22 protein-coding genes are annotated in these 20,296 nt (G+C 69.6%); 8 read left to right on the forward strand and 14 right to left on the reverse strand.

The features are described from left to right. Positions 1 to 28 precede the first annotated feature (28 nt). The 7 genes from AACL56_RS26390 (at position 29) to AACL56_RS26420 (ending at position 6,171) form a co-directional block, all read left to right on the forward strand. Positions 29 to 883 carry a hypothetical protein gene (locus AACL56_RS26390; RefSeq protein WP_339092749.1) on the forward strand — a complete coding sequence of 285 codons (855 nt, stop codon included), beginning with the start codon at positions 29 to 31 and terminating at the stop codon, positions 881 to 883. Between the two features lie 19 nt (positions 884 to 902). Next, entirely contained in the window at positions 903 to 2,189 is a 1,287-nt protein-coding gene (locus tag AACL56_RS26395) for an MFS transporter (protein WP_339092750.1), read from the forward strand. Then, complete coding sequence (locus tag AACL56_RS26400; protein ID WP_339092751.1) at positions 2,186 to 3,331, forward strand: SLC13 family permease; 1,146 nt, start codon at positions 2,186 to 2,188, stop codon at positions 3,329 to 3,331. Before AACL56_RS26395 ends, AACL56_RS26400 begins: the two co-directional genes overlap by 4 nt. Positions 3,332 to 3,376: 45 nt before the next feature. Further along, positions 3,377 to 3,952: a hypothetical protein gene (locus tag AACL56_RS26405; protein ID WP_339092752.1), complete on the forward strand. Its 576-nt coding sequence runs from the start codon at positions 3,377 to 3,379 to the stop codon at positions 3,950 to 3,952. A 55-nt stretch (positions 3,953 to 4,007) separates the two neighbouring features. Continuing rightward, complete coding sequence (locus tag AACL56_RS26410) at positions 4,008 to 4,715, forward strand: AraC family transcriptional regulator (protein WP_339092753.1); 708 nt, start codon at positions 4,008 to 4,010, stop codon at positions 4,713 to 4,715. Positions 4,716 to 4,923: 208 nt separating this feature from the next. Beyond that, positions 4,924 to 5,772, forward strand: coding sequence for a DMT family transporter (locus AACL56_RS26415; RefSeq protein ID WP_339092952.1), 849 nt, complete (start codon positions 4,924 to 4,926; stop codon positions 5,770 to 5,772). 75 nt (positions 5,773 to 5,847) lie between these two features. Continuing rightward, positions 5,848 to 6,171 carry a hypothetical protein gene (locus AACL56_RS26420; protein ID WP_339092754.1) on the forward strand — a complete coding sequence of 108 codons (324 nt, stop codon included), beginning with the start codon at positions 5,848 to 5,850 and terminating at the stop codon, positions 6,169 to 6,171. Positions 6,172 to 6,216: 45 nt separating this feature from the next. On the opposite strand, the gene AACL56_RS26425 is transcribed toward AACL56_RS26420, so the two are convergent. The 14 genes from AACL56_RS26425 to AACL56_RS26490 all read right to left on the reverse strand — a co-directional run bounded on the left by AACL56_RS26425 (position 6,217) and on the right by AACL56_RS26490 (position 20,074). After that, positions 6,217 to 7,224: a fimbrial protein gene (locus tag AACL56_RS26425; RefSeq protein ID WP_339092756.1), complete on the reverse strand. Its 1,008-nt coding sequence runs from the start codon at positions 7,222 to 7,224 to the stop codon at positions 6,217 to 6,219. After that, positions 7,221 to 9,920 (reverse strand): fimbria/pilus outer membrane usher protein, encoded by a 2,700-nt coding sequence (locus AACL56_RS26430; protein ID WP_339092758.1) that lies wholly within the window; start codon positions 9,918 to 9,920, stop codon positions 7,221 to 7,223. Before AACL56_RS26430 ends, AACL56_RS26425 begins: the two co-directional genes overlap by 4 nt. Continuing rightward, positions 9,904 to 10,683, reverse strand: a complete 780-nt coding sequence (locus tag AACL56_RS26435) for a fimbrial biogenesis chaperone (protein WP_339092759.1) — start codon at positions 10,681 to 10,683, stop codon at positions 9,904 to 9,906. The genes AACL56_RS26430 and AACL56_RS26435 overlap by 17 nt, the downstream gene beginning before the upstream one ends. Positions 10,684 to 10,882: 199 nt before the next feature. Next, complete coding sequence (locus tag AACL56_RS26440; RefSeq protein WP_339092760.1) at positions 10,883 to 11,440, reverse strand: fimbrial protein; 558 nt, start codon at positions 11,438 to 11,440, stop codon at positions 10,883 to 10,885. A 167-nt stretch (positions 11,441 to 11,607) separates the two neighbouring features. Beyond that, a complete protein-coding gene (locus tag AACL56_RS26445) occupies positions 11,608 to 12,654 on the reverse strand; it encodes an NADP-dependent oxidoreductase (RefSeq protein WP_339092761.1) in 1,047 nt (348 codons plus the stop codon). 193 nt (positions 12,655 to 12,847) lie between these two features. Then, complete coding sequence (locus AACL56_RS26450; RefSeq protein ID WP_425337079.1) at positions 12,848 to 14,236, reverse strand: ATP-binding protein; 1,389 nt, start codon at positions 14,234 to 14,236, stop codon at positions 12,848 to 12,850. A 29-nt stretch (positions 14,237 to 14,265) separates the two neighbouring features. Next, entirely contained in the window at positions 14,266 to 14,961 is a 696-nt protein-coding gene (locus AACL56_RS26455) for a response regulator transcription factor (RefSeq protein ID WP_339092763.1), read from the reverse strand. A gap of 50 nt (positions 14,962 to 15,011) precedes the next feature. After that, entirely contained in the window at positions 15,012 to 15,413 is a 402-nt protein-coding gene (locus AACL56_RS26460; RefSeq protein WP_339092764.1) for a hypothetical protein, read from the reverse strand. Further along, the gene (locus tag AACL56_RS26465) at positions 15,407 to 15,898 is read right to left on the reverse strand and encodes a DUF4260 domain-containing protein (protein WP_339092765.1); all 492 of its coding nucleotides are present in this window, start codon (positions 15,896 to 15,898) and stop codon (positions 15,407 to 15,409) included. The genes AACL56_RS26460 and AACL56_RS26465 overlap by 7 nt, the downstream gene beginning before the upstream one ends. Before the next feature lies 1 nt (position 15,899). After that, the gene (locus AACL56_RS26470; protein WP_339092766.1) at positions 15,900 to 16,358 is read right to left on the reverse strand and encodes a Spy/CpxP family protein refolding chaperone; all 459 of its coding nucleotides are present in this window, start codon (positions 16,356 to 16,358) and stop codon (positions 15,900 to 15,902) included. Between the two features lie 161 nt (positions 16,359 to 16,519). Further along, the gene (locus tag AACL56_RS26475; protein WP_339092767.1) at positions 16,520 to 16,906 is read right to left on the reverse strand and encodes a DUF4148 domain-containing protein; all 387 of its coding nucleotides are present in this window, start codon (positions 16,904 to 16,906) and stop codon (positions 16,520 to 16,522) included. Between the two features lie 512 nt (positions 16,907 to 17,418). Further along, positions 17,419 to 19,227, reverse strand: a complete 1,809-nt coding sequence (ptsP, locus tag AACL56_RS26480; RefSeq protein ID WP_339092768.1) for a phosphoenolpyruvate--protein phosphotransferase — start codon at positions 19,225 to 19,227, stop codon at positions 17,419 to 17,421. Positions 19,228 to 19,380: 153 nt separating this feature from the next. Beyond that, the gene (locus tag AACL56_RS26485; RefSeq protein ID WP_339092769.1) at positions 19,381 to 19,650 is read right to left on the reverse strand and encodes an HPr family phosphocarrier protein; all 270 of its coding nucleotides are present in this window, start codon (positions 19,648 to 19,650) and stop codon (positions 19,381 to 19,383) included. After that, on the reverse strand, positions 19,619 to 20,074 hold the full coding sequence (locus tag AACL56_RS26490; RefSeq protein ID WP_339092770.1) for a PTS sugar transporter subunit IIA: 456 nt from the start codon (positions 20,072 to 20,074) through the stop codon (positions 19,619 to 19,621). Before AACL56_RS26490 ends, AACL56_RS26485 begins: the two co-directional genes overlap by 32 nt. On the opposite strand from AACL56_RS26490, the gene AACL56_RS26495 reads away from it, so the two are divergent. Beyond that, positions 20,055 to 20,296 (forward strand): hypothetical protein (locus AACL56_RS26495; protein ID WP_339092771.1); only part of this gene is annotated, 242 nt, incomplete at its 3' end. The two genes, AACL56_RS26490 and AACL56_RS26495, sit on opposite strands and share 20 nt — an antisense overlap.

A 20,296-nucleotide genomic window follows, 5' to 3' on the forward strand; every position in this document is an offset into this window, starting at 1 on the left:
GGGCATCCATCCACACAAGGAGTCGTCCATGACACCGCGCATCGCACTCACTACTGCAGCCGCCTGCCTCGCCCTGCTGGCCGGAAACCCCGCCTTCGCCCAGGTGCCGCCACCGGCCGGGCCGCCCGGCAGCCAGCCGCCGCTCGCTGCCACGGCGCCCATGCCGCCCGATCCGCCGGTCGTTCCGATCGCGCCCGAGGCAGGCGCGGTCGCCTCCGGCCGCATGGCGCAGTGGCTGCTCAACCCCAATGGCGAGGCCGATGGCCTGCTGCTGGCCGACGGCACGCAGGTGACGTTTCCACCGCACCTCTCGGCTGCGGTGATGCAGGTGCTCAAGCCCGGCGACGCAGTGCACGTCAGCGGCTGGCGCGCGCCCGACGTCCCGGTGGTACGCATGCAGTCGCTCAGCGCCAACGGCCGCAGCGTGAGCGACCAGCCGCCGGCGCCCGGCATGGCCCCGCCCCGGCCGCGCGGGCCGGGCGCGGCGGGCGCGGCGGGCGCCCTGGATGCCATGTCGGCGCAAGGACGCATCGAACGGCTGCTGTACACCGACCGCGGCGACGTGCGCGGCGTGGTGCTGGCCGACAAGACCATCGTGCGCTTTCCGCCGCACATCGGCGCGGCGTACGCGGCGCAGCTGCAGCCCGGCGCGCCGCTGCATGCGCGCGGCTGGGGCACGCGCGGCGCGCAGGGCACGGCGCTGGAGGCGACAAGCCTGGGCGCAACCGCGGCCACGGTGCGCGAGGTGTTCGGCGGCCCGGGGCTGGAACCCGCGCCCCAGGGTCCGCGGGGAAAGGCCGGCCCCGGTGGTGCCCGGGAGCCCCGCGGCCCGACACCACCCGCCCCGCTGATGGCGCCCGCAGCCCCGGTGCCGCAGTCCTGATCCTGCCGGCCTGCCTGCGATGACCGATGCCGCCCCACTCTCGCCGCCGTCGCGCCGCAGCCTGCGCGCACTGGACGCGCTGGCCTTCTTCGCACCCGACATCCAAGGCGGTGTCGGCCCGTTCCTGATCGTCTTCATGGCCGGCACGCTGGCCTGGGACACGCAGCGCATCGGCACCGTGATGTTCGTCTCGGCGCTGGTCGGGCTGGCGGCGCAGGCACCGGCCGGTGCGCTCATCGACAGCGTGCGGCACAAGCCGCGCTGGATCGCGGGTGCCATCGCGCTGATTGCCGCCTGCCTCGTGGCGATGTCGAACCGGCCGGGCTACGGCGTGATCCTGGCGGGCCAGTCGCTGATCGGCGCTGCCGGCGCGCTGGTCGCGCCGGCCATCGCGGCCACCAGCCTGGGCATGGTGGGGCGCGCCGGGCTGGACGCGCGCGTCGGGCGCAACGCGGCCATCACCGCAGCGGGCACCGTGCTGTGGGCGCTGGGCACCGGCTGGGTCGGCCACGCCTTCGGGCCGCACGCGATGTTCTTCTACGCGGTGGCGATGGCGCTGCCGACCGTGGCGGCGGCCCTGATGATCCGCTCGCGCGATGTCGATCCGCGCCTGGCACGCGGCGCGGACGCCGATGCGGACACCGGCACCCAGGCGCAGGCCTCTGCCCGGCCCGTCGCCGGGCGCTGGTACGACCGCCGCCTCGTCGTGCTGCTCGTCTGCGCCTTCCTGTTCCACCTTGCCAACGCCGCGATGCTCACGCTGGTGGCGCAGAAGGTCGGCACGCGCGCCGGCACCTCGGCCACGCTGTGGCTGTCGGCGGGCGTGATCGTCACGCAGCTGGTCACCATTCCCATCGGCCTGGCCGTCGGGCGTTGGGCGCCGCGGCTGGCGCGCAAGCCGATCTTCCTGGCCGGCTTTGCGGTGCTGCCGGTGCGCGGCCTGCTGTACCTGCTGGCCGACAGCCCGGCGGCGCTGTTGTCGCTGCAGGTGCTCGACGGCATCGGCGCTGGCATCTTCGGCGTGATGATGACCCTGACCATCGGCGACCTCACGCGCGGCAGCGGCCATTTCAATTTCGCACTGGGCATCGGCGCGGCCTGCGTGGGCCTGGGCGCGGCGCTCAGCAACCTGCTGGCAGGCACGGTCGCGCACCTGGCGGGCTACGGCACGGCCTTCCTGCTGCTGGCGGGCATCGCGGCGGCTGCGCTGACGCTGTTCGCACTCGCAATGCCGGAAACTCGCGGCCGGCGCGGTCCGTTGGAGAGCGCGCCCGCCGCTTCCGCACTGACCACCGCCGCTCCATGACCAAAGACACCGTGCCCGCCCTGACCGCCACCCCTGCCAACGCGCCCGACGCCCACGAAGGCGGCGGCAACGGCCTGCTCTGGGTGCTGCTGGCCGTGGCCGCGCTGTTCGCCTTCCTGCGCCCGCGCGCGCCGATGGACTGGCTGCGGCTGGTCGACTGGCAGACCGTGGGCGCGCTGGCCGGGCTGCTGGCCATCACGCAGGGCGTGGAAAAGAGCGGCATGCTGCAGTCGGCGGCCCAGCGCCTGCTGGCGCGCACCACCGACCTGCGCCAGCTGGCGCTGCTGCTGGTGGCCACGGCCGCGGTGCTGTCCGCGCTGGTCACCAACGACGTGAGCCTGTTCCTTCTGGTGCCGCTCACCCGCGTGCTGGCCACGCAGGCGCACCTGCCGCTGGCACGGCTGGTGGTGCTGGAGGCGCTGGCGGTGAACGCGGGCTCGGCCCTCACGCCCATCGGCAATCCGCAGAACCTCTACCTGTGGCACCGCACCGGCGAGAGCTTCGGCGGCTTCATGTGGATGATGGCGCCCACGGTGCTGGTGATGCTGTTCTGGCTGTTCGTCGCCGTGTGGCTGCTGGTGCCGCGCACGGCCATTGCGCTCAAGCCGGCGGCCGAGGCCGCGCCGGTGCAGCCGCGCCTGCTGGCGATGTCGGGCGTGCTGTTCGTGGGTTTCGTGGTGGCGCTCGACAGGCACTGGCTGCTGGCCGGCCTGGCGGTGGTGTTCGGCGCCTATCTGCTGTTCCAGCGCCGCGTGCTGCTCGGGGTCGACTGGGCGCTGCTGGCGATCATCGCGCTGATGTTCGTCGACCTGCGCCAGCTCGCCGAGCTGCCGGCCGTGGCGTCGCTGGTGAGCCAGTGGCCGATCGGCGAGGGCTGGCGCGCCTACCTCGCGGCCATCGTCACCTCGCAGTTCATCAGCAACGTGCCGGCCACGATCCTGCTCGACCGCTACGTGCACGACCTGCCCGCGCTCGCGGCCGGCGTGAGCGTGGGCGGCTTCGGCTGTGTGCTGGGCTCGCTCGCCAACCTCATCGCATTGCGCCTGGCCAGGGTGCCGCACGGGCTGCGCGAGTTCCATCGCATCGGCGTTCCCTTCCTGATCGTGTGCGCGGCGTCTGCGGTGCTGCTGCGGCTCGGTTGATCACGCCTTCTTCTCCACAGGCATTCACGCAAACAAAGGATCCCCATGAAGCATTCGCATGACCACCGCGGCACTCACGACGGCACGCTCGATGTCTGGGCTGTCGAAGGCCGCTTCCAGCACCTGCTGTACAGCCCGCGGGGCGGCATCGAAGGCGTACTGATCGACACCGACGGCGTGTCGACGCAGTTCGTTTTCGAGCGCCACGACGAAGGCGCGGCATCCGCCTTCGCGGGCCTGCAGGTCGGCCAGGTGCTGGTAGTCGAGGGCACCGAGGAAGGCCCCTCGCCCAAGGGAGATGCCGCGCACACCGTGTACCGGTTCGAGCGGTTGGCCTCGGTCGACGGCGAATCGCCGGGGCATGCGGCGGGCGAGGACGAACGCATCGAGGGCACGGTGGTGCGCCTGAACTACGCGCGCCACGGCGAAGCCAACGGCGTGGTGCTCGACACGGGCGACTTCGTCCACACCCGGCCCGACGGTTTCGCCCGGCTCGGTCTGAAGGTCGGCGACCGAGTGCGTGCCGAGGGCCGGGCGCAGGCGCTCGCGACCGGCAAGGGGTGCGTGGTCGATGCCGAGCGGGTCAACGGCCGGCCGGTGCGCGAGGCCAAGGCGAGCTGACGCGGGCGCTGTGCTTGCGGTGCCGCAGGGGCTGCGCGGACAATCCGCGCCAGCCATGCGCGCCCCCGATCTCTCACCGCCGGCCCATCACGAACTCGTGCTGCGCGACTACAGCGACTCGCACGGCAGCCACGCGCACGACCATTTCCAGGTGCTGGTCGGCCTGCAGGGCGTGCTCGAGATCGAGGTGGAAGGCCGCGGCGCCGGCATCGGCCCAGGGCAGGCGCAGGTGGTCGCGCCCGGCGACCGGCACGACTTCCGGGCGCGCGGCAGCCACAGCCGCTGCCTCGTGCTCGACACCACGCAAGCTGCATGGGCCCGCTGCGCGGAGCGGGCGCCGGCCGACGCCCCGCAATTGCACGCGCTGGCGCGCTACCTCGCGCATTGCATCGCGCAGCCGCAGGCGTCCGCGCTCGCGTTGCTGCACGGGCCGGCACTGCTGCTCGAAGCCTGGCGGCCGGCGCCGCCCTCGGCCGGTTCGCGCCGCCGGCGCATCGACTGGGCCTTGCTGGCCGAATGGGCGCGGACCCGCTGGCACGAGCCGCTGAGCGTGGCCGACCTGGCCGAGGTGGCCTGCCTGAGCGGGAGCCAGTTCGCGCAGCGCTGCCGCGAGGAACAAGGCATGGGCGCGATGCAATGGCTGCGCGCACTGCGGCTGGCGCATGCGCGCGAGCTGCGGCTGGGCGGCATGAGCGTGGCGCAGACGGCGCGGCGCACGGGCTACCGGTCGCCTTCGGCGCTGACGGCGGCGTTGCGGCGCTGATTCTTCGCGTTGCCCTCGTTCCTGCGGAAGGTTCGGGGTGGGCGGGTGGGCGGGTGCGCGGCTCATGGAGAGTGGCTGCCTCTGCGAGTGCGGCGTGCCTCCATCCCGGCCTGCTCCCGGAAGGCAAAGAGCAAGGCCTGAGACCGTCGTCGCGCGACGATGCACCGTCGTCGCGCGACGACCGGATCGCATAGCCTTGCCACTCATCATGCCCGCGACCGCCTACGCCCTGCTCGCCATCGCGCTCTGGACCACGCTGGCCTCGCTCGGCACGGCCCTGTCGCACCTGCCGCCGTTCCTGCTCACCGGTGTTGCGCTCGTCATCGGCAGCGTGCCGAGCTGGCCGTTGGTGGCGCGCGATCGCCGCGCCTGGAAAGTGCCGCCGCGCACGCTGGCGCTCGGCATCTACGGCCTGTTCGGCTACCACTTCCTGCTGTTCATCGCGCTGCGGCATGCGCCGCCGGTCGAGGCCAACCTGGTCAACTACCTGTGGCCGCTGCTGATGGTGGTGCTCGCCCCGGTGCTGCTGCCTGGCGTATCGCTGCGCCCGCTGCACGTGGTGGCGGGGCTGCTGGGCTTCGCGGGCGCGGCGGCGGCGATCCTCGGCGCGAGCGGCGGCGCCACGGCAGCCGGCAACACCCGTGGCTACTGGGGCTTCCTGCCCGCGCTGGCGTCGGCCTTCGTCTGGGCGAGCTATTCGCTCGGCACGAAGCGCGTCGCGGCTTTCCCGACCTCGGCGATCGGGCTGTTCGGGCTGGTGTCGGGCGTGCTGTCGCTGGGCTGCCACGCGGTGCTCGAGCCCTCCGTGGCCTTGTCGGCGCGCGATGTGGTGCTGCTCGCGCTGTGCGGCCTGGGGCCGTTGGGCGCGGCCTTCTTCGCGTGGGACATGGCGCTCAAGCGCGGCGACGCGCGTCAGATCGGCATCCTGAGCTACATCACGCCGCTCGGCTCGACGGCGCTGCTGCTGCTCGTGACCGGCCGGCCCCTGACCTGGACCATCGTGCTGGCGGCCTGGCTCATCGTTTCGGCCGCAGTCATGGGCACCCGCGCGCGCTGAATCAGGCTGTATCCGACGAGCCCGGCGCTTTTTTGTGGCTAGAGTGGAGGCTCAGGAACCAAAGGAGCCACCCCCATGGACGAAAAGAACAAGAACGAGGACTTCGCAATCACGCCCAAGCTGGTGTTCGACCTGAACCTGGCGCTCTATCTCGACCTGGTAGCCGCGCTCGAAAGCGCCGGTGCCGTCACCTACCGCCAGATGGCGGCACGGGTGCTGAACGTGAGCATGGACGCCCGCGCCGACGGCCAGGCGGGGCTGTCGACCGTGCTCGAGGGCGTCGCCAAGGGCTTCGCCGGCCAGAGCGACGGCCTGTCGATCGAACTGCTGAAGGCCGCGCACAACCTGCGCGACGACGAGGCGATGGGCGACATTCCCATGCGCCCTGAAGGAAGCTGAAGCGCCCCACGGGCCTCGCTCGAGCCCCGGCCACAGGTTCGACTGCTACTTGTAGTCGAGCGTGAAGGTGGCGGTGCCATCCGCGCGCCCCGGTGTCACCTTGTCGGCATTCTGGTAGTACCGCGCGGTGTAAGACAGCACGTAGTCGCCGTCCTTCGACGGCCCGATGCGCATGTTGTCTCCGAACTTGACCGGCAGGCTCTGCATGTCCACCACCTGGATGCCGACGCCGGTCGCAGTGCCGGTGCCGGCCTGCGTGATCCTCAGCACTCCCTGCTCGTTCGACGGGTCCGGCGCGGCATCCATGCGCAGATAGACGGTGTTCTGCGCGTTCTGTCCGGCCTTGCAGTTGAGCTTGATGTTGAACTTGCGGTCGCCCGTGGTCGAGCCCCTGCCTTTGAAGTTGCCCTGCGGCACCTTGCCGAATTCCACCGATATGTTGCGCGAGCCCACGTCCACCGAGCAAGAAGGCGTGAGGATGGTGATGCCCTCGCCCAGCAGGTTCGTCGTGAGCACCGACCTGCCGTCTGCCAGGCTGTAGTACTGCGTGTAGGTGCCCTGCGACAGCGGACCGTTGCCTGTCACGGCCGCGATCTTGAACAGCTCCACCTGGAATCGCGAGTCCGCATTGAAGTCGCCGAAGTCGGCGGTGGTCGAGCGGTCGTGCGGGTAGTAGCTGACCTCGGTCGAGGTGAAATAGCGCGACAGCCGGATACCGACGCCAGGCACGTTGGTGGTGTAGACGCTGTTGTAGCCGGCAACAGGAGCGCCCTGCAGGATCACGCCCTTCACAAGGCCCCCGCCCGAGCAGGTCCATGGCTTGTTGGTGCTGCCGGCCAGTGACAGCGGGAAGAGCTGGCTCTTGATCAGGGCGCCGACCGCGGCATCGTTCGGAATGACGACCCGTCCCATTGCCATGTTGACAGTCTTCTCGACGTATCCCGGCGTCACATGGCACGCAGCCCGTGCGGCCTGCGCGCCGAGCAGCAGCGCGGCGATGGGGAGGGTGAGGCGCGCGATCTCCATCGCGCGGGAAGGCTGGCTTCGGCTCATTCGGCTCCCTTGGGTCGGGCGCCTTCCGGCTCGATGGCGGCGCATTGGCCGTCGAGCTCGCGGATCGGCGGCGGGTTCTTTTCGTCGGGCAGGCTGTACGGCACGATGCAGCGGTCGGCCTGGCCTAGGCCCCAGCGCACGGTCAGCCGCCCACTGTTGCCCGCGCCGGTCACGAAGGATTGACCGTCGGGGCCGACGATGCCGACCTCCTGGCCCGCCTCGTTCTCGATCTTCGAGCCCAGCGGCAGTGCGCGGCCCTTCCGGTCGGTGAGCACCATCAAAAGGCGGAAGCCCACCGAGGTCTCGAATTTCGCGACCACCACAGCGCCGCGGGTGGGCACGAGTTCGATGGCGGCGTTCTTCACTTCCACTGTGTCGCCGAGATCACCCGTGCGCAGCGCCAGCCGGTTCAGCCGGTACGGCGTGAGATTGGGAATGACGGCGTTGCCGGCACTGTCGGTCGACACACCGGCTTGCGATTCGAAGCCCACGCCCTGCGCCATCGGCGCCTGCACCAGCGCCACGGTCTCGCCCAGCGGCTGCGACAGGGTGATGCCGTCGCCATGGAACAGCACGCCGCCAGCCACGCCGAAGGTGCTCTGCCCGTAGCGGCGGCCCTGCGAATGCCCCACGTCCAGCCGGCCCGCCGACGACAGGTAGCTGGCGCTCGCGCTGCCGCTGCTGCCGCCGCCCTGGTTCGAGTCGCTGGCCGTCACGTTGTACGTCAGGCGGCTGTCGTCGAAGGCCGCGCCGTACACGCTGGCCTGCTGGCTGAGGCGACCCGCGCTGTTGCGGTTGACGGCGTACTGCGCACTCGCGCGGGTGTCGCCCAGGGGAATGGCCAGGGTGAACATCAACTGACGCACCGGCGTGCGGTTCAGACTGGTGCTGCGGTTGTAGTGGACGCTGTAGCCGAACCGCCCGTGGTTGCCCGAGTAGCCGACCTGCACCAGCCTGTCCTTCGCACTCGTGCCCCAATAGCTCTGCTGGCGGGCCGAGACGAAGACGCTGCCCCGGTCCTTGATCTGCTGCGAGACCTCGAAGCGGACCTCGTTGCGGCGGCTGTTGAAGGCTTCGAACGGCAGCAGGTCTTGCATATGCACCGCTTCCTGGAAGGTGCGAAAGCCGCTGGTCGAGTAGCGGTAGCCCGCCACGCGGAAGTTGGTGCCCGTCGAAAGCATCGCCTTGGAGTAGAGAAAGCGCAGCGACTGTCCGCTGAAGTCGCGCTCGCCGTTGAACGCGGTGCGGTCGGTCGTGCGCGCGGCAGAGAGGTCGACCGACACCGCGCCGAAGTCCTTCATGTTCTTGCCCATGCCCACCAGCACCGACTGGTAGGTATTGGCCGCCAGGACGCCACCGTAGAGCGTGAATTCCGCGCCCAGTCCGCGCGCCAGCGTCGCCTGTAGAAAGACGGGTTGCGCCAGCCTGGAGCGGCTGCCGCCTGTGTTGGCGCCCGCATGGGTGTTCCGGTACTTGCCCACGGTGGCCGAGTAGCGCCACGCGCCTTCGCGCAGCAGCGTGGGGACCGCGGAGAAGGCCTGCGTGTACCGGGTCTCACGGCCGTCGGCCTCGGTGATGGTCACCTCGATGTCGCCGCTGGAGGCGGTCGGATAGAGATCGTCGATCACGAACGGGCCGGGCGCCACGAACGTGCTGTAGATCACGTACCCGTTCTGCCGCACCGTCACGCGCGCATTGGTCTGCGCCACGCCGCGCACCGTGGGCGCGTAGCCCTGCTGGCTGTCGGGCAGCATTGCGTCGTCGGACGCGAGCTGCGCGCCGCGAAACGGCACGCTGTCGAAGAAGTTGCCCGGCGTGTTGCCGTCGCCGATCAGGAGTTGCCCGCCGATCGCGGCGATGTTGCGCTGCGCATAGGTGCTGACGCCCTCCCAGCGGCTCCGGCCGTCGATGCCGCGTTTGTAGGTGGAGAAATGAAGGAAGCGCCAGTCGTCGTGGTTGAAGCCGACGCGCAGGCCCGCGAAGAGCGTGTTGCGCTGCAAGGCCTTGGCCTCCGGCGCGAAGGGGTTGCCGTCGAACACGCTCTGCGGCGTGGCGAAGGGATTCACGTCCTTGCGGTACGTGTCGCCGCTGTAGCGGGCAAAGTTGAGCTGGTAGTCGAGCATGCCGGCGGTGATGCCCTTGTTCCACTTCTCGGGACCGACCGCGCCGCGCGCCGAGCGCTTCAGCGCCGCCTGCGGAATGCTGACATGGAGGCGCTGCTTGCCCGCGTCGTAGCTGTACCTGGCTTCGGGGCTGATTGCCGACAGGTCGACGCAGGCGTCCTGCCCGAGGCTCGCGAGCGCCGGGAACACCGCCACGTTGACGCCCCAGTCGTCCAGCATGCCGCGAGCGATGCAGGCCTCGGCGTCGTTCTTGCCCTCCTTCTGGACGAAGCGGATCTCGGTCTGGCCGGTCGAGCGATCGTTCAGCGACACGTCGACCATGTGGCTGCCCGCCAGCACCCGGTTGCCGAAGGAAAAGAGCGAAAGGTCCGCGTGGGGCTGGTTGCCGCCGATGTTCAGGAAATCCTCGTTGAAGTCGGAGGCGGCGACATGTTGCTGCGCCGTCTGCTGCCGGGCGTGGCCGGCCGCGCACAGCGCGACCAGCAAAGACGCGCACAGCGTCGGCCGGAACTGCGCGCGAGCCACGGCGAACGGACGATGGCGCATGCCGATCGCCTCAGCGCGCAGCGCCATCGGCAGGCGGAGGAGGAACGATCTCGACCGTCACCGCCGCGGGCTCGGCGGCTGCTGGAACCCGCACGCGCTCCTGGGGCGTCTCGCCGCCGTAGTCGTTGAGCGTGGTGTAGCCGACCTGAACCGCCTGCGGCGCCTTCATCTCGCTCAGCGGGTAGGCGCTCTCGCCGAAGGCGGGGATCATGTCTGCATTGATGAGCTGCTGGCCGTCGTTGACGTTCAGCGCGGTGAAGGTCACGTGATAGGCCGTGGGGTTGGCGATGCGCAGCACAGCGCCCTTGCCTTGCGCGCCGGCGCTCACCGCCCACTTGAGCCTGGCGCGCGATTCATCTGGCTTGCCTTGCAGTCCCGAAGGCCGGTAGAAAACCTTGATGCGGCTGCGCACCGCGATCTGCAGCACGTTCTCCTCCTTCGACCTCTCGGGAATCTCCTTGACGTTGAGCCAGAACACCGATTCACGGTCCGCCGGCAGGTCGCCGGCCGTGCGCATGATGCGAAGGATGTTCTCCATGCCCGGGTCGAGCCGCGACAACGGCGGCGTGACCAGCAGCGGGGTCTTGTTCTGCCCTTCGCCGGCATCGATCCAGGCTTGGACCACGTAGGGCGAGACGCCGGTGTTCTTCACCGGAATGGAGGCTTCGCGGTCCTTTTCGCCGAGGATCACGCGGGTGCCGCCGAGCATCACGCCCGCGCCGGCAGGCCACTGCAGTGCCAGCGTCAGCAGGATGGCGATGGCCCATCGGAAGCGGGTGTTGGTGCACATAGAAAAAGAAGTCCTCGCCCGGGGCGAAACGCGTGAAGACGCGTACCCCGGCACGGCAGCGCGTGGGGGTGCGCCGGCGGAAAAATTCGGGAGCGAAGGAAGGCGGGCGCAGGCGGAATGTGGTCCGGACGCGGCGCCTGGCATCGGCGGCATCGTCGGGCCGCGCGAAGCGTCGGGCCGAGATGCCGCGCGAAGCTGCTTACTTGTAGGCGACGGTGAACTGCGCGACCGAGTTGGCCGGACCCGGCGTCACTGTCGTCCTGGTGGCGACGTAGGCCGCCTGGAAGTTCAGCGAGTTGTCGCCGAGGCCCAGCACGTATTCACCCGATGCCGAACCCAGCGGGATCTTGGTGCCGGCGGAATCGCCGATTTCGATGGCAACGCCCGAGGCCGCGCCCACGCTCACCTGGCCGGCATTGGCGACGCGAAGGCTCGTCGCGTCGTCGGAGTCGGCGGTGCCGGAGAAGGTCACGATCGCGCCCTTGGCGCTCGCACCGCAGCCAAGCAGGTCGATCTTGAACTTGGCGGGGGTGGCCTTCTTGCCGGGCACCGCCGTGCCGGCAGTGGAGCCGTCGAAAGTCGTCCTCGAGACCTTGCCCAGGGGCACGACCATGTTCTGGCTGGTGGCGGAAATCGAGCAGGGCGCGTCGACGATCTCGCCGGTGAAATTGATGGTGCCGTCGGCGGCAAAAGCACTTTGGGACAGCGCGCCTGCGGCGGCCAGAATTGCGAGCCGGGCAACTACAAACTTCTTCATTTCTTGCGTTCTCTGGGTTGATGTACAGAATGACGGCCTGCTGTTTCAAGGCAGGCGCGCAGTCTATGCACCCAATGACGCAAGATGACGACCTGTTGCCGTCAATTAACCGTAGTTGACATTAGCGCTCAAAGAAGCGTGAAATTAACACGCAAGTTGACATGCCGTCACGCCGTTTCAGCCACCTGCAACACCAGCTTGCCGAAGTTCTCGCCCGCGAAGAGCTTGTTGAGCGACTCGGGGAAGGTGTCCAGGCCCTTGACCACGTCCTCCTTGCTCTTCATGCGGCCGTCCTTCAGATAGCCGGCCATCTCCGCGATGGCGATGTGGTACCTGTCGGCGTAGTCGAACACCACGATGCCTTCCATGCGTGCGCGGTTCACCAGCAGGCTCAGGTAGTTGCGCGGGCCGGCGGCAGGCATGCTGTTGGCGTTGTTGTACTGGCTGATGGCGCCGCAGATGATGATGCGAGCCTTGCGCGCCAGCTTGGCCAGGACGTGGTCGAGGATCTCGCCGCCGACGTTGTCGAAGTACACGTCCACGCCCTTCGGGCAGTGCTCCTTCAGGCCCGCGCGCACCGCGCCTTCGCCCGACTTGTAGTCGATGCAGGCGTCGAAGCCCAGCTCCTTCACCACCCAGTCGCACTTGGCGGCGCCGCCGGCGATGCCGACCACGCGGCAGCCCTTGATCTTCGCGAGCTGCCCCACCGTCTGCCCCACGGCGCCCGCCGCGCCGGACACCACCACCGTTTCGCCCGGCTTGGGCTGGCCCACGTCCATCAGGCCGAAGTAGCCGGTCATGCCAGGCATGCCGAGCACGTTGAGCCACTGGCCGATGGTGCCGACGCTCAGGTCGACCTTCACCAGGCCGTTGCGCTTCAGGTCTTCCTGCGCAACGAGGATGTATTCCTGCACGCCGAGCGTGCCGTAGACCGTGTCGCCCACGGCGAACTTGGGGTTCTTCGAGGCGACCACGCGGCCGATGCCGCCGGCGCGCATCACTTCGTCGATGCCCACGGGAGGGATGTAGCTCTTGGCGTCGTTGAGCCAGCCGCGCATGGCGGGGTCGAGCGACAGCGACAGCGTCTTGACCAGCACACCGCCTTCGGCAGGCTCGCCGACGGGCTCCGTGGTGAACTTCCAGTTCTCGCGCGTGGCGGTGCCCTCGGGGCGCTTGGCGAGGCGGACCTGGTGGTTGGTGATCGAACTGCTCACGGTGTTGTCTCCTTGACCTTGGATGCCGGAACGTGCCGGCTGGCACGGAGGCGCATCGTAGCCGCGGGCCGCGGCCCGGCTGGTAGCGCAGGCGACAGCGCGGCCAGCGGGCGCTAGGGGCCGCGGGCGGCCAGTGGATGCGAAGGACCGCGAGCGGCCAGTGGATGCATGGGGCCGCAAGCGGCCCCATGGCTCAAGCCAGCCGCACGATGATCTGCAGCCCGGGCCCGGCGTTGCGCACCGTCAGCTCGCCGCCGTGCGCCTCGGCGATCAGCCGGCACAGGTACATGCCCAGGCCGACGCCGCCGGTGGCGCGCGCGCGGGCGCCGTCCGTGCGGTAGAAGGGCTCGGTGAGCCGCTCGAGCTGCTCCTCGTCCACGCCGGGGCCATGGTCGCGCACCTCGATCTCCACGCCCTGCCGCGTGCCGTCGAGCACCGCGCGCAGCGACACGCAGGGCGGGCGCGGCGCGTCGGCGCTGTAGCGCAGCGCGTTGTCGAGCAGGTTGCGCACCAGCAGGCGGATGCGCATGCGGTCGACGCCGTGCGGCGGCAGGCCTTCGGCCAGGTCGAGGTGCACCTGCCCGGCGCCGGGCATCTCGGCCACGATCTCACGCACCAGCGCCGCCAGGTCGACCGGTTCGCGCATCAGCGCCACATGCGGGCTCGCGAGGCGTTCGCTTTCGAGCAGGTCGCTGATGAGGTCGCGCATCTCGTTCAGGTCGCGCAGCAGCGCCTCGCGCTCGGCCTGGCCGTCGGGCGTGGCCGGCAGCAGTTCGGCGTTGAGCCGCGCGCGCGTGAGCGGAGAGCGCAGTTCGTGGCTCAGCGCCAGCAGCAGGCCGCGCTTGGCGTCGAGCATGGCCTGGATGTCGTCGGCCATGGTGTTGATGCGTTGCGCGAGGTCGCCCAGGTCGTCGTTGCGGCGCACGGGAATCGGCTGCGTGAACTCGCCGCGACCGAAGCGCTGCGCGCCTTCGCGGATGTCGATCAGCGGCCGAAGCAGCCGGCTTACGTAGGCATAGGCCAGCAGCACGCACGACAGCAGCAGGCCGAGCGTCGCCCAGCCGATGATGCGCGGCGCGAGCTGCCACAGCTTGGGCGCCCAGCCGAAGATGACCCGGTGCCCGTCGGCCGTGCTGCGGATGAACCACTTGTCGCCCCCGAACACGTCGTCGCGGTCGTGCATCCAGCCGCCGGGGCCGTTGGCGCCGCCGGGGTTGGAGTCCCAGTTCACCGTGGGGCCGACGATGCGGATGGTGATGGGCAACCGCGCCACCAGCGCCTGCGCGCGCGACACGTCGGGCGGCGTGCCGATCTCTGCGACCAGCCGGTCGGTGTAGTCGGTGAGCATGGGCTTGGCGGCCTCGGCCCAGCCGGTGGAGAACGACTTCTTCATGCCGCCCATGAACACCGCCGCCATCACCAGCGCGAGCATCACGAACATCAGCACCAGCCGCACGCGAAGCGAGCGCCGCCACCGGCGCTTGCCCTGCACCTTCTCGTTCCAGCGGGCATGCCACTGGGTGCGCCATTCCTCGCGCGAGATGTCCTCGTGGCACGCAAGGCGCCGCCGCATCTCGCGCATCGCCGCGCGATGCTCCTTGCGATCGAAGCTCATGCGGGTTCGCTGCGTGCCACGGCCAATGCGTAGCCCGCATTGCGCAGCGTCTTGATGCAGTCCAGCGGCTCCAGCTTCTTGCGCAGGCGGCTCACGACGATGTCGACGGCGCGCGTGTAGAGCTCGGCCTCGTGGCCGCGCAGCCGGTTGAGGATGTCGTCGCGGCTGAAGACCTTGCCGGGCTCGCCCGCCAGCAGCGCCAGCAGTTCGAACTCGGTGCCTGTGAGCTCCACGCGCTCGCCGTGGCGCAGCACCTGGCGACGGTCGAGGTCGATCGACAGGCCGTCGAACACACGCTGCTGGCTGCTCGCCACGGCAGCCGCAGGCACACTGCGCTGCCGGCGCAGGATGGTCTGCACGCGCGCCACCAGTTCGCGCGGCTCGAAGGGCTTGGGCACGTAGTCGTCGGCGCCAAGCTCCAGCCCGACCACGCGGTCCATGACTTCGCCGCGCGCGGTGAGCATCACGATGGGGATGTCGCTGTCCTTGCGGATCTCGCGGCACAGCGCGAAGCCGTCCATCTCGGGCAGCATCACGTCGAGGATCGCCGCGTCGTAGGAGCCCTCGCGCAGCTTGGCGAGGCCTTCGCTTGGACGCACCGCGCTGTCGAGCGTGCAGCCGAAGCGGGCGAAGTAGGTGGTCAGCGGCGCGGCGAGATGTTCGTCGTCGTCGATCAGCAGGATGCGCGGCATGGCGGGATTGTGCCTCCTGGCAAGGAAATGGCGGATGACTTCGCTGACCATCAGACCTGCCGGCATCGCACCGCCCAGGTCAGACCCGTCGCCAGGAGCGACAGCAGCAACGCGTGATAGATCACGTCGGGGACGGTGCGCGGGCCGATGCCCGCGATGATGGTGCCCAACCCGACGAGCGTGCCCAGCAGCGCAAAGCCCTGGCCGAAGATGGCGGCGCGGCGCGCGTCGCCGGGGCGCAGCCAGGTCTCGACCGTGGCGAGCACCAGCACCGTGGCAATCACCGATTCGGCCACGCGGGCGTGCAGATGCGCGTGGCCGAGCACGATGCGCCCGGCGTGCACCGCCGATGCCATGCCGAGCGAGAGCGCTTCGGCGAGCATCCAGGCGCGTGCAATGCGGGCGTTGCGCGCCACCCGCGTGTCGGGCAACCGGTCCGTGCCGTTCACCATGGATCGGCCTTTCCGATGCGCCCCAGGTGCGTGAAGGCAAAGCCCGCGGCGTACTTCAGCCCGTAGCCCAGCGCGCGGTCCAGGCCGATGTGGACCAGCCAGATCAGGCTGCCAGCCACCGCCCACGGCATGGCCGCGAACAGGCCGAGCGCCAGCAGCAGCACGGGGCCCGCGTACGAATGCGCCGCGTTGTAGAGCAGCGCACCCACGCGTGGCCCCGCGAGGTAGCCCAGCAGCGAGAGATCGGGCACCAGCAGCCAGAGCGCGAACGTGCCCCAGCCGGCGCCGAACTGCGCGTAGGCGGCCAGCGCCACGGCGAACACCGCGGCGCCTTCGATGCGCAGCAGCGCGCGAACGCCGCCCGCTGCCCCGACGCTCTGTGCCTGGGGCACTGTGGAGCCGGCTTCGCCGGGCCACTGGTCCCGCCCCCGGGGAAGCGGTTGGCGAAGCGCCACGAAGTGCGCGGAGACGGGGGGCGAGCGCATGTCAGCTCCAGCGGCGGCCACCGCGCTCCATGAAGTCGCGCACCTTCTGCTGCTGGGCGGCGTTCAGGTTGTCGTAGAAGTCCGCAGCCGCAGCGATGATTTCAGGGCTGCCGTTGCGCACCGCGATGGTCTTCTCTTCGATCAGGCGCGTTGCGCCGGCCTGGTCGAGCTTGTTGCCCGCGAACAGTGCCTTGAACTGCGAGCGCGGATCGCCCGAGCCGCCCGCGCCGCGCATCGCCGCGCGCTGCGCCTGCAGCTTCTCGGCGAGCACGGTGAGCTTCTGCTTCTGGTTGGCGTCGAGCTCGAGCCTGCTGCCGACCCGCTCGACCATCTTCGCGCGGAACTCCGCGCTGTCGCCGCTTCCCCAGCCGTGGCGGTGCCCGGCACAGCCGGCGATGCTGCCGGCCACCATCGCAGCGCCAGCGAATCCGAAGAGAGTGCGTTTGATCCAGTGTTTCATGATGATGTCCTTGGCTCGCCCCAGGTTTCGCGCACTTCGTGTCGCTACGCCACCCCCTGCCAGGGGCGGCACCGATGGCCCGGCGAAGCCGGTTTCATGGTGTCCCCGACAGAGAGGGAGGGGCTTGGTTGTTGAAGGAGTCCTGCCTGCCGCTTACGGGCTTACAGGCGGCTGCTCTTGGCGTTGGCGGCCGAGGCGCGCGCGTCAACGGGGTTCTGCATGGTCGAGATGACCTTGCTGTTCACGCGCGAGCCGGACGACACGTTCTGGTCGGGTGCGGCCGCGGCGCGCACCGCCTCGGCGACGACGCGCTCGCGTTCCATCGACACCGCCACGGTCTCGGGGCCGCGCGAGCCTCGCACCACGTTCTGGTTGGGCGCCGATGCGGTACGCATGGCTTCGGCGTTGACTTCGGCGCGGCTCTTGGCCGACACCGCGGATTGCACGCCGTCGTAGCTCTCGGCCTTGGCTCCGCCGGCGGCGAGCATGGCGAACGAGCTGATGGCGATGATCTGGGAGAACGAGACGGAGGTGGAGACGAACTTCATGATGCAGGCCTTTCTTTCAGGGTTGGAAGAGAAGGCCTGATCGTGCTTGCGGGGCGCCCGCGAGTCCTTTCACCGCGGTTGCGGCATGTATCGTTTTATTTCGGGTGGCTTGGCTCGACCCCAGGCTTCGCGCACTTCGTGTCGCTACTCCTTCCCCCTGCCGGGGGCAACTCCTGCGGCCCGGCAAAGCCGGTTCCGCGGTGTTCCTGGCTCGCCCCCAGGATGCGCGCACTTCGTGTCGCTTCTCCTTCCCCCTGCCGGGGGCAACTCCTGCGGCCCGGCAAAGCCGGTTCCGCGGTGTTCTTGGGCTCGCCCCCAGGATGCGCGCACTTCGTGTCGCTTCTCCTTCCCCCTGCCGGGGGCAACTCCTGCGGCCCGGCAAAGCCGGTTCCGCGGTGTTCCTGGCTCGCCCCCAGGATGCGCGCACTGCGTGTCGCTTCTCCCCCGCCGGGGGCAACTCCCGCGGCCCGGCAAAGCCGGTTCCGCGGTGTTTCGCGAAGGAATGCGCGGCCTCAGCCGGCCAGCGTGGCGGCGGGGTCGTCGGACTCGAGGACGCCCTTCGCCCAGGCCTCGAGCTTGCCGGTGTCGGCGCGCAGCACTTCCTGCTTGACGGCGAGGATGCGCGACGGGTGCATCGAGAAGCTGCGCAGGCCGAGGCCCAGCAGGAGGCGCGTGAAGGCGACGTCGCCGGCCATTTCGCCGCACACGGACACGCCTTTGCCCTGGCGGCGGCACTCGGCGATGGTGTCGGCCACGAGACGCAGCACGGCCGGATGCGCCGGGTCGTACAGGTGGGCCACCGATTCGTCGGCGCGGTCGATGGCCAGGGTGTACTGGATCAGGTCGTTGGTGCCGATCGACAGAAAGTCGAAGTGCTTCAGGAAGATGCGCAGCGTCAGCGCGGCCGCCGGGATCTCGATCATGGCGCCGAGCTTGACCTGGCCGTAGACCGCGCCGCGGTTGTCGAGCTCGGTGCGCGCGAAGTCGATCAGCGACAGCGTCTGGCGGATCTCGCTCGCGTGCGCGAGCATGGGTATCAGCAGGTGGATCTCGCCGTGCGCGGCGGCGCGAAGAATGGCGCGCAGCTGCGTGAGGAACATGGCCGGGTCGGCCAGGCTCCAGCGGATGGCGCGCAGGCCGAGCGCGGGGTTCAGGTGCTCCTGCTTGTTCGCCGACATGCTGTCCAGCGGCTTGTCGGCGCCCACGTCGATGGTGCGGATGGTCACGGGCATGCCCTGCATGCCCTCGACTGCGCGCTTGTAGGCCTCGTACTGCTCTTCCTCGTCGGGCAGCCGCGTCTGGCGGATGGACGACTCGCGGCCCATGAACAGGAATTCGCTGCGGAACAGGCCCACGCCCACGGCGCCGGCCTTCACGGCACCCGCGGTGTCTTCCGGCATCTCGATGTTGGCCAGCAGCTCGACGCGCTCGCCGTCGAGCGTCACGGCCGGCTTGTGGCGCAGCCGTGCGAGCCGGCCGCGTTCGAGGTCGCCCTGGCGCTGCTTGAAGCCGTATTCGGCCAGGATGATCGGGGACGGATCGACGATCACCACGCCGGCATCGCCGTCGATGATGACCCAGTCGTCCTGACGCACCAGCTGGCTCGCGGTGCGCGCCCCCACCACGGCCGGAATGTCCATGCTGCGCGCCACGATGGCGGTGTGCGAGGTGCGACCGCCCACGTCGGTCACGAAGCCGGCGAACACGCTCTTCTTGAACTGCAGCATGTCGGCGGGCGAGAGATCGTGCGCGATGAGCACCAGCGGCACGTCGATGCCGTCGCCCGCGGTGGGATCGTCGTTGTCGCCGTCGTCGTCCGAGGCGGCAGCGCGCTTGCGGCGCGGCGGGCTCGGTGCGAGCACGGCGGCCGTGCCCTTCATGCGGTGCAGCAGGCGCTCGACCACCTGCTCGAGGTCGGCCTTGCGCTCGCGCAGGTAGGCGTCTTCCATCTCGTCGAACTGGCGCGCGATGATCTCGAGCTGCGTGGTCAGCGCCCATTCGGCGTTGTAGAGCCGCTCGCTGATCCAGTGCTTCACGCCGCCGCTCAGGGCCTCGTCCTGCAGCAGCATCTGGTGCACCTCGAGCAGCGCAGCCAACTCGTGCGGCGCGTCGTTCGGCCCCATCAGTGCCACGTTGGCCTGCAGCTTGGCCAGCTCCTCGGCCACCGCGTTGCGCGCGGTGCGCACGCGGTCGATCTCGGTCTCGATCTCTTCGGGCTTGATGAAGTAGTGGGCGACGTCGATGCGGCTCGACACCACCAGCACCGCGCGCCCGATGGCAATGCCACGGGCAACGGGAAGGCCGTGGACTGCGAAAGTCATGTCCTGGCCCTCGTCGCCACTGTGACCGACGCGAACGCGCAGCGCAAGCGCGTTCGCAGGATGCCGTCGAACCGGCTTTGCCGGCCGACCGGCATTGCCCCAGGCAAGGGGTTGGCGTTCACGCGAAGTGAAAAAGCCTGGGGATCGGCCATCTCATTCGCCTTCGCCGAACTTGTCGTCCATGAGCTGGACGATGGCGTTCATCGCTTCTTCTTCCTGCGGGCCGTTGGTTTCGAGCTCGACGGTGGAGCCGAGGCCGGCGGCCAGCATCATCACGCCCATGATGCTCTTGGCATTGATGCGGCGGTCGCCGCGCGAGAGCCACACGTCGCAGGGAAAGCTGCCTGCGAGCTTGGTCAGCTTGGCCGATGCGCGTGCGTGCAGGCCCAGCTTATTGCTGATGGTCACGGATTTCTTGATCACTGTGCTTTCTTTTCGCCTGGTTCTGTGGAGCCGCGACCGCCACCTGCATGACACCCGCGGTGCCGCCCGTGAGGGCGCGCTGCACCAGTGTGTCGAGCGGTTCGTGCCGGTAGGTCACTGCGCGCAGCAGCATCGGGAGATTGACCCCCGCCACCAGCCGCGAACGGACGCCGTCCACCAGTTTCTGCGCCACGTTGCAGGGCGTGGCACCGAACACGTCGGCCAGCACCAGCACCTGCGAGCGGGGCGCGCGCAGCTGCTGGTCGAGCGTGATGCGCGCCGCCGCCAGCGTTTCTTCGGGCGACACATTGGGCAGCACGTCGAGCGCGACGATGACCTGCTCGCAATCGGGAAACACATGCAGCGCGCACTGCCGCAGCGCATGTGCGAACGGTGAGTGGGCGATGATGAGGATGCTGTTCATGCGGGACGGAGGACGACGCGCCGATTATGCGGGGGCGTCCAGGGGAAGTAGATATGTGACACAACGCGGCAACCCCCTGAAAGGGACAGGCCGGCACGAACTGTGGTGCCTGCGCCGCGCCGCACGCCGGCTGTCGAACCCGCAGCGGGCCATCGCCGCCAGGGCCGGCGACCGGCGCTCATGGCAGGCGCAAGCCTTCGAAGAAGGCCTTCGGCGCTTCGT

The sequence above is a fragment of the Variovorax paradoxus genome (assembly GCF_902712855.1).
In the GTDB taxonomy this organism is placed as follows: domain Bacteria; phylum Pseudomonadota; class Gammaproteobacteria; order Burkholderiales; family Burkholderiaceae_C; genus Variovorax; species Variovorax paradoxus_Q.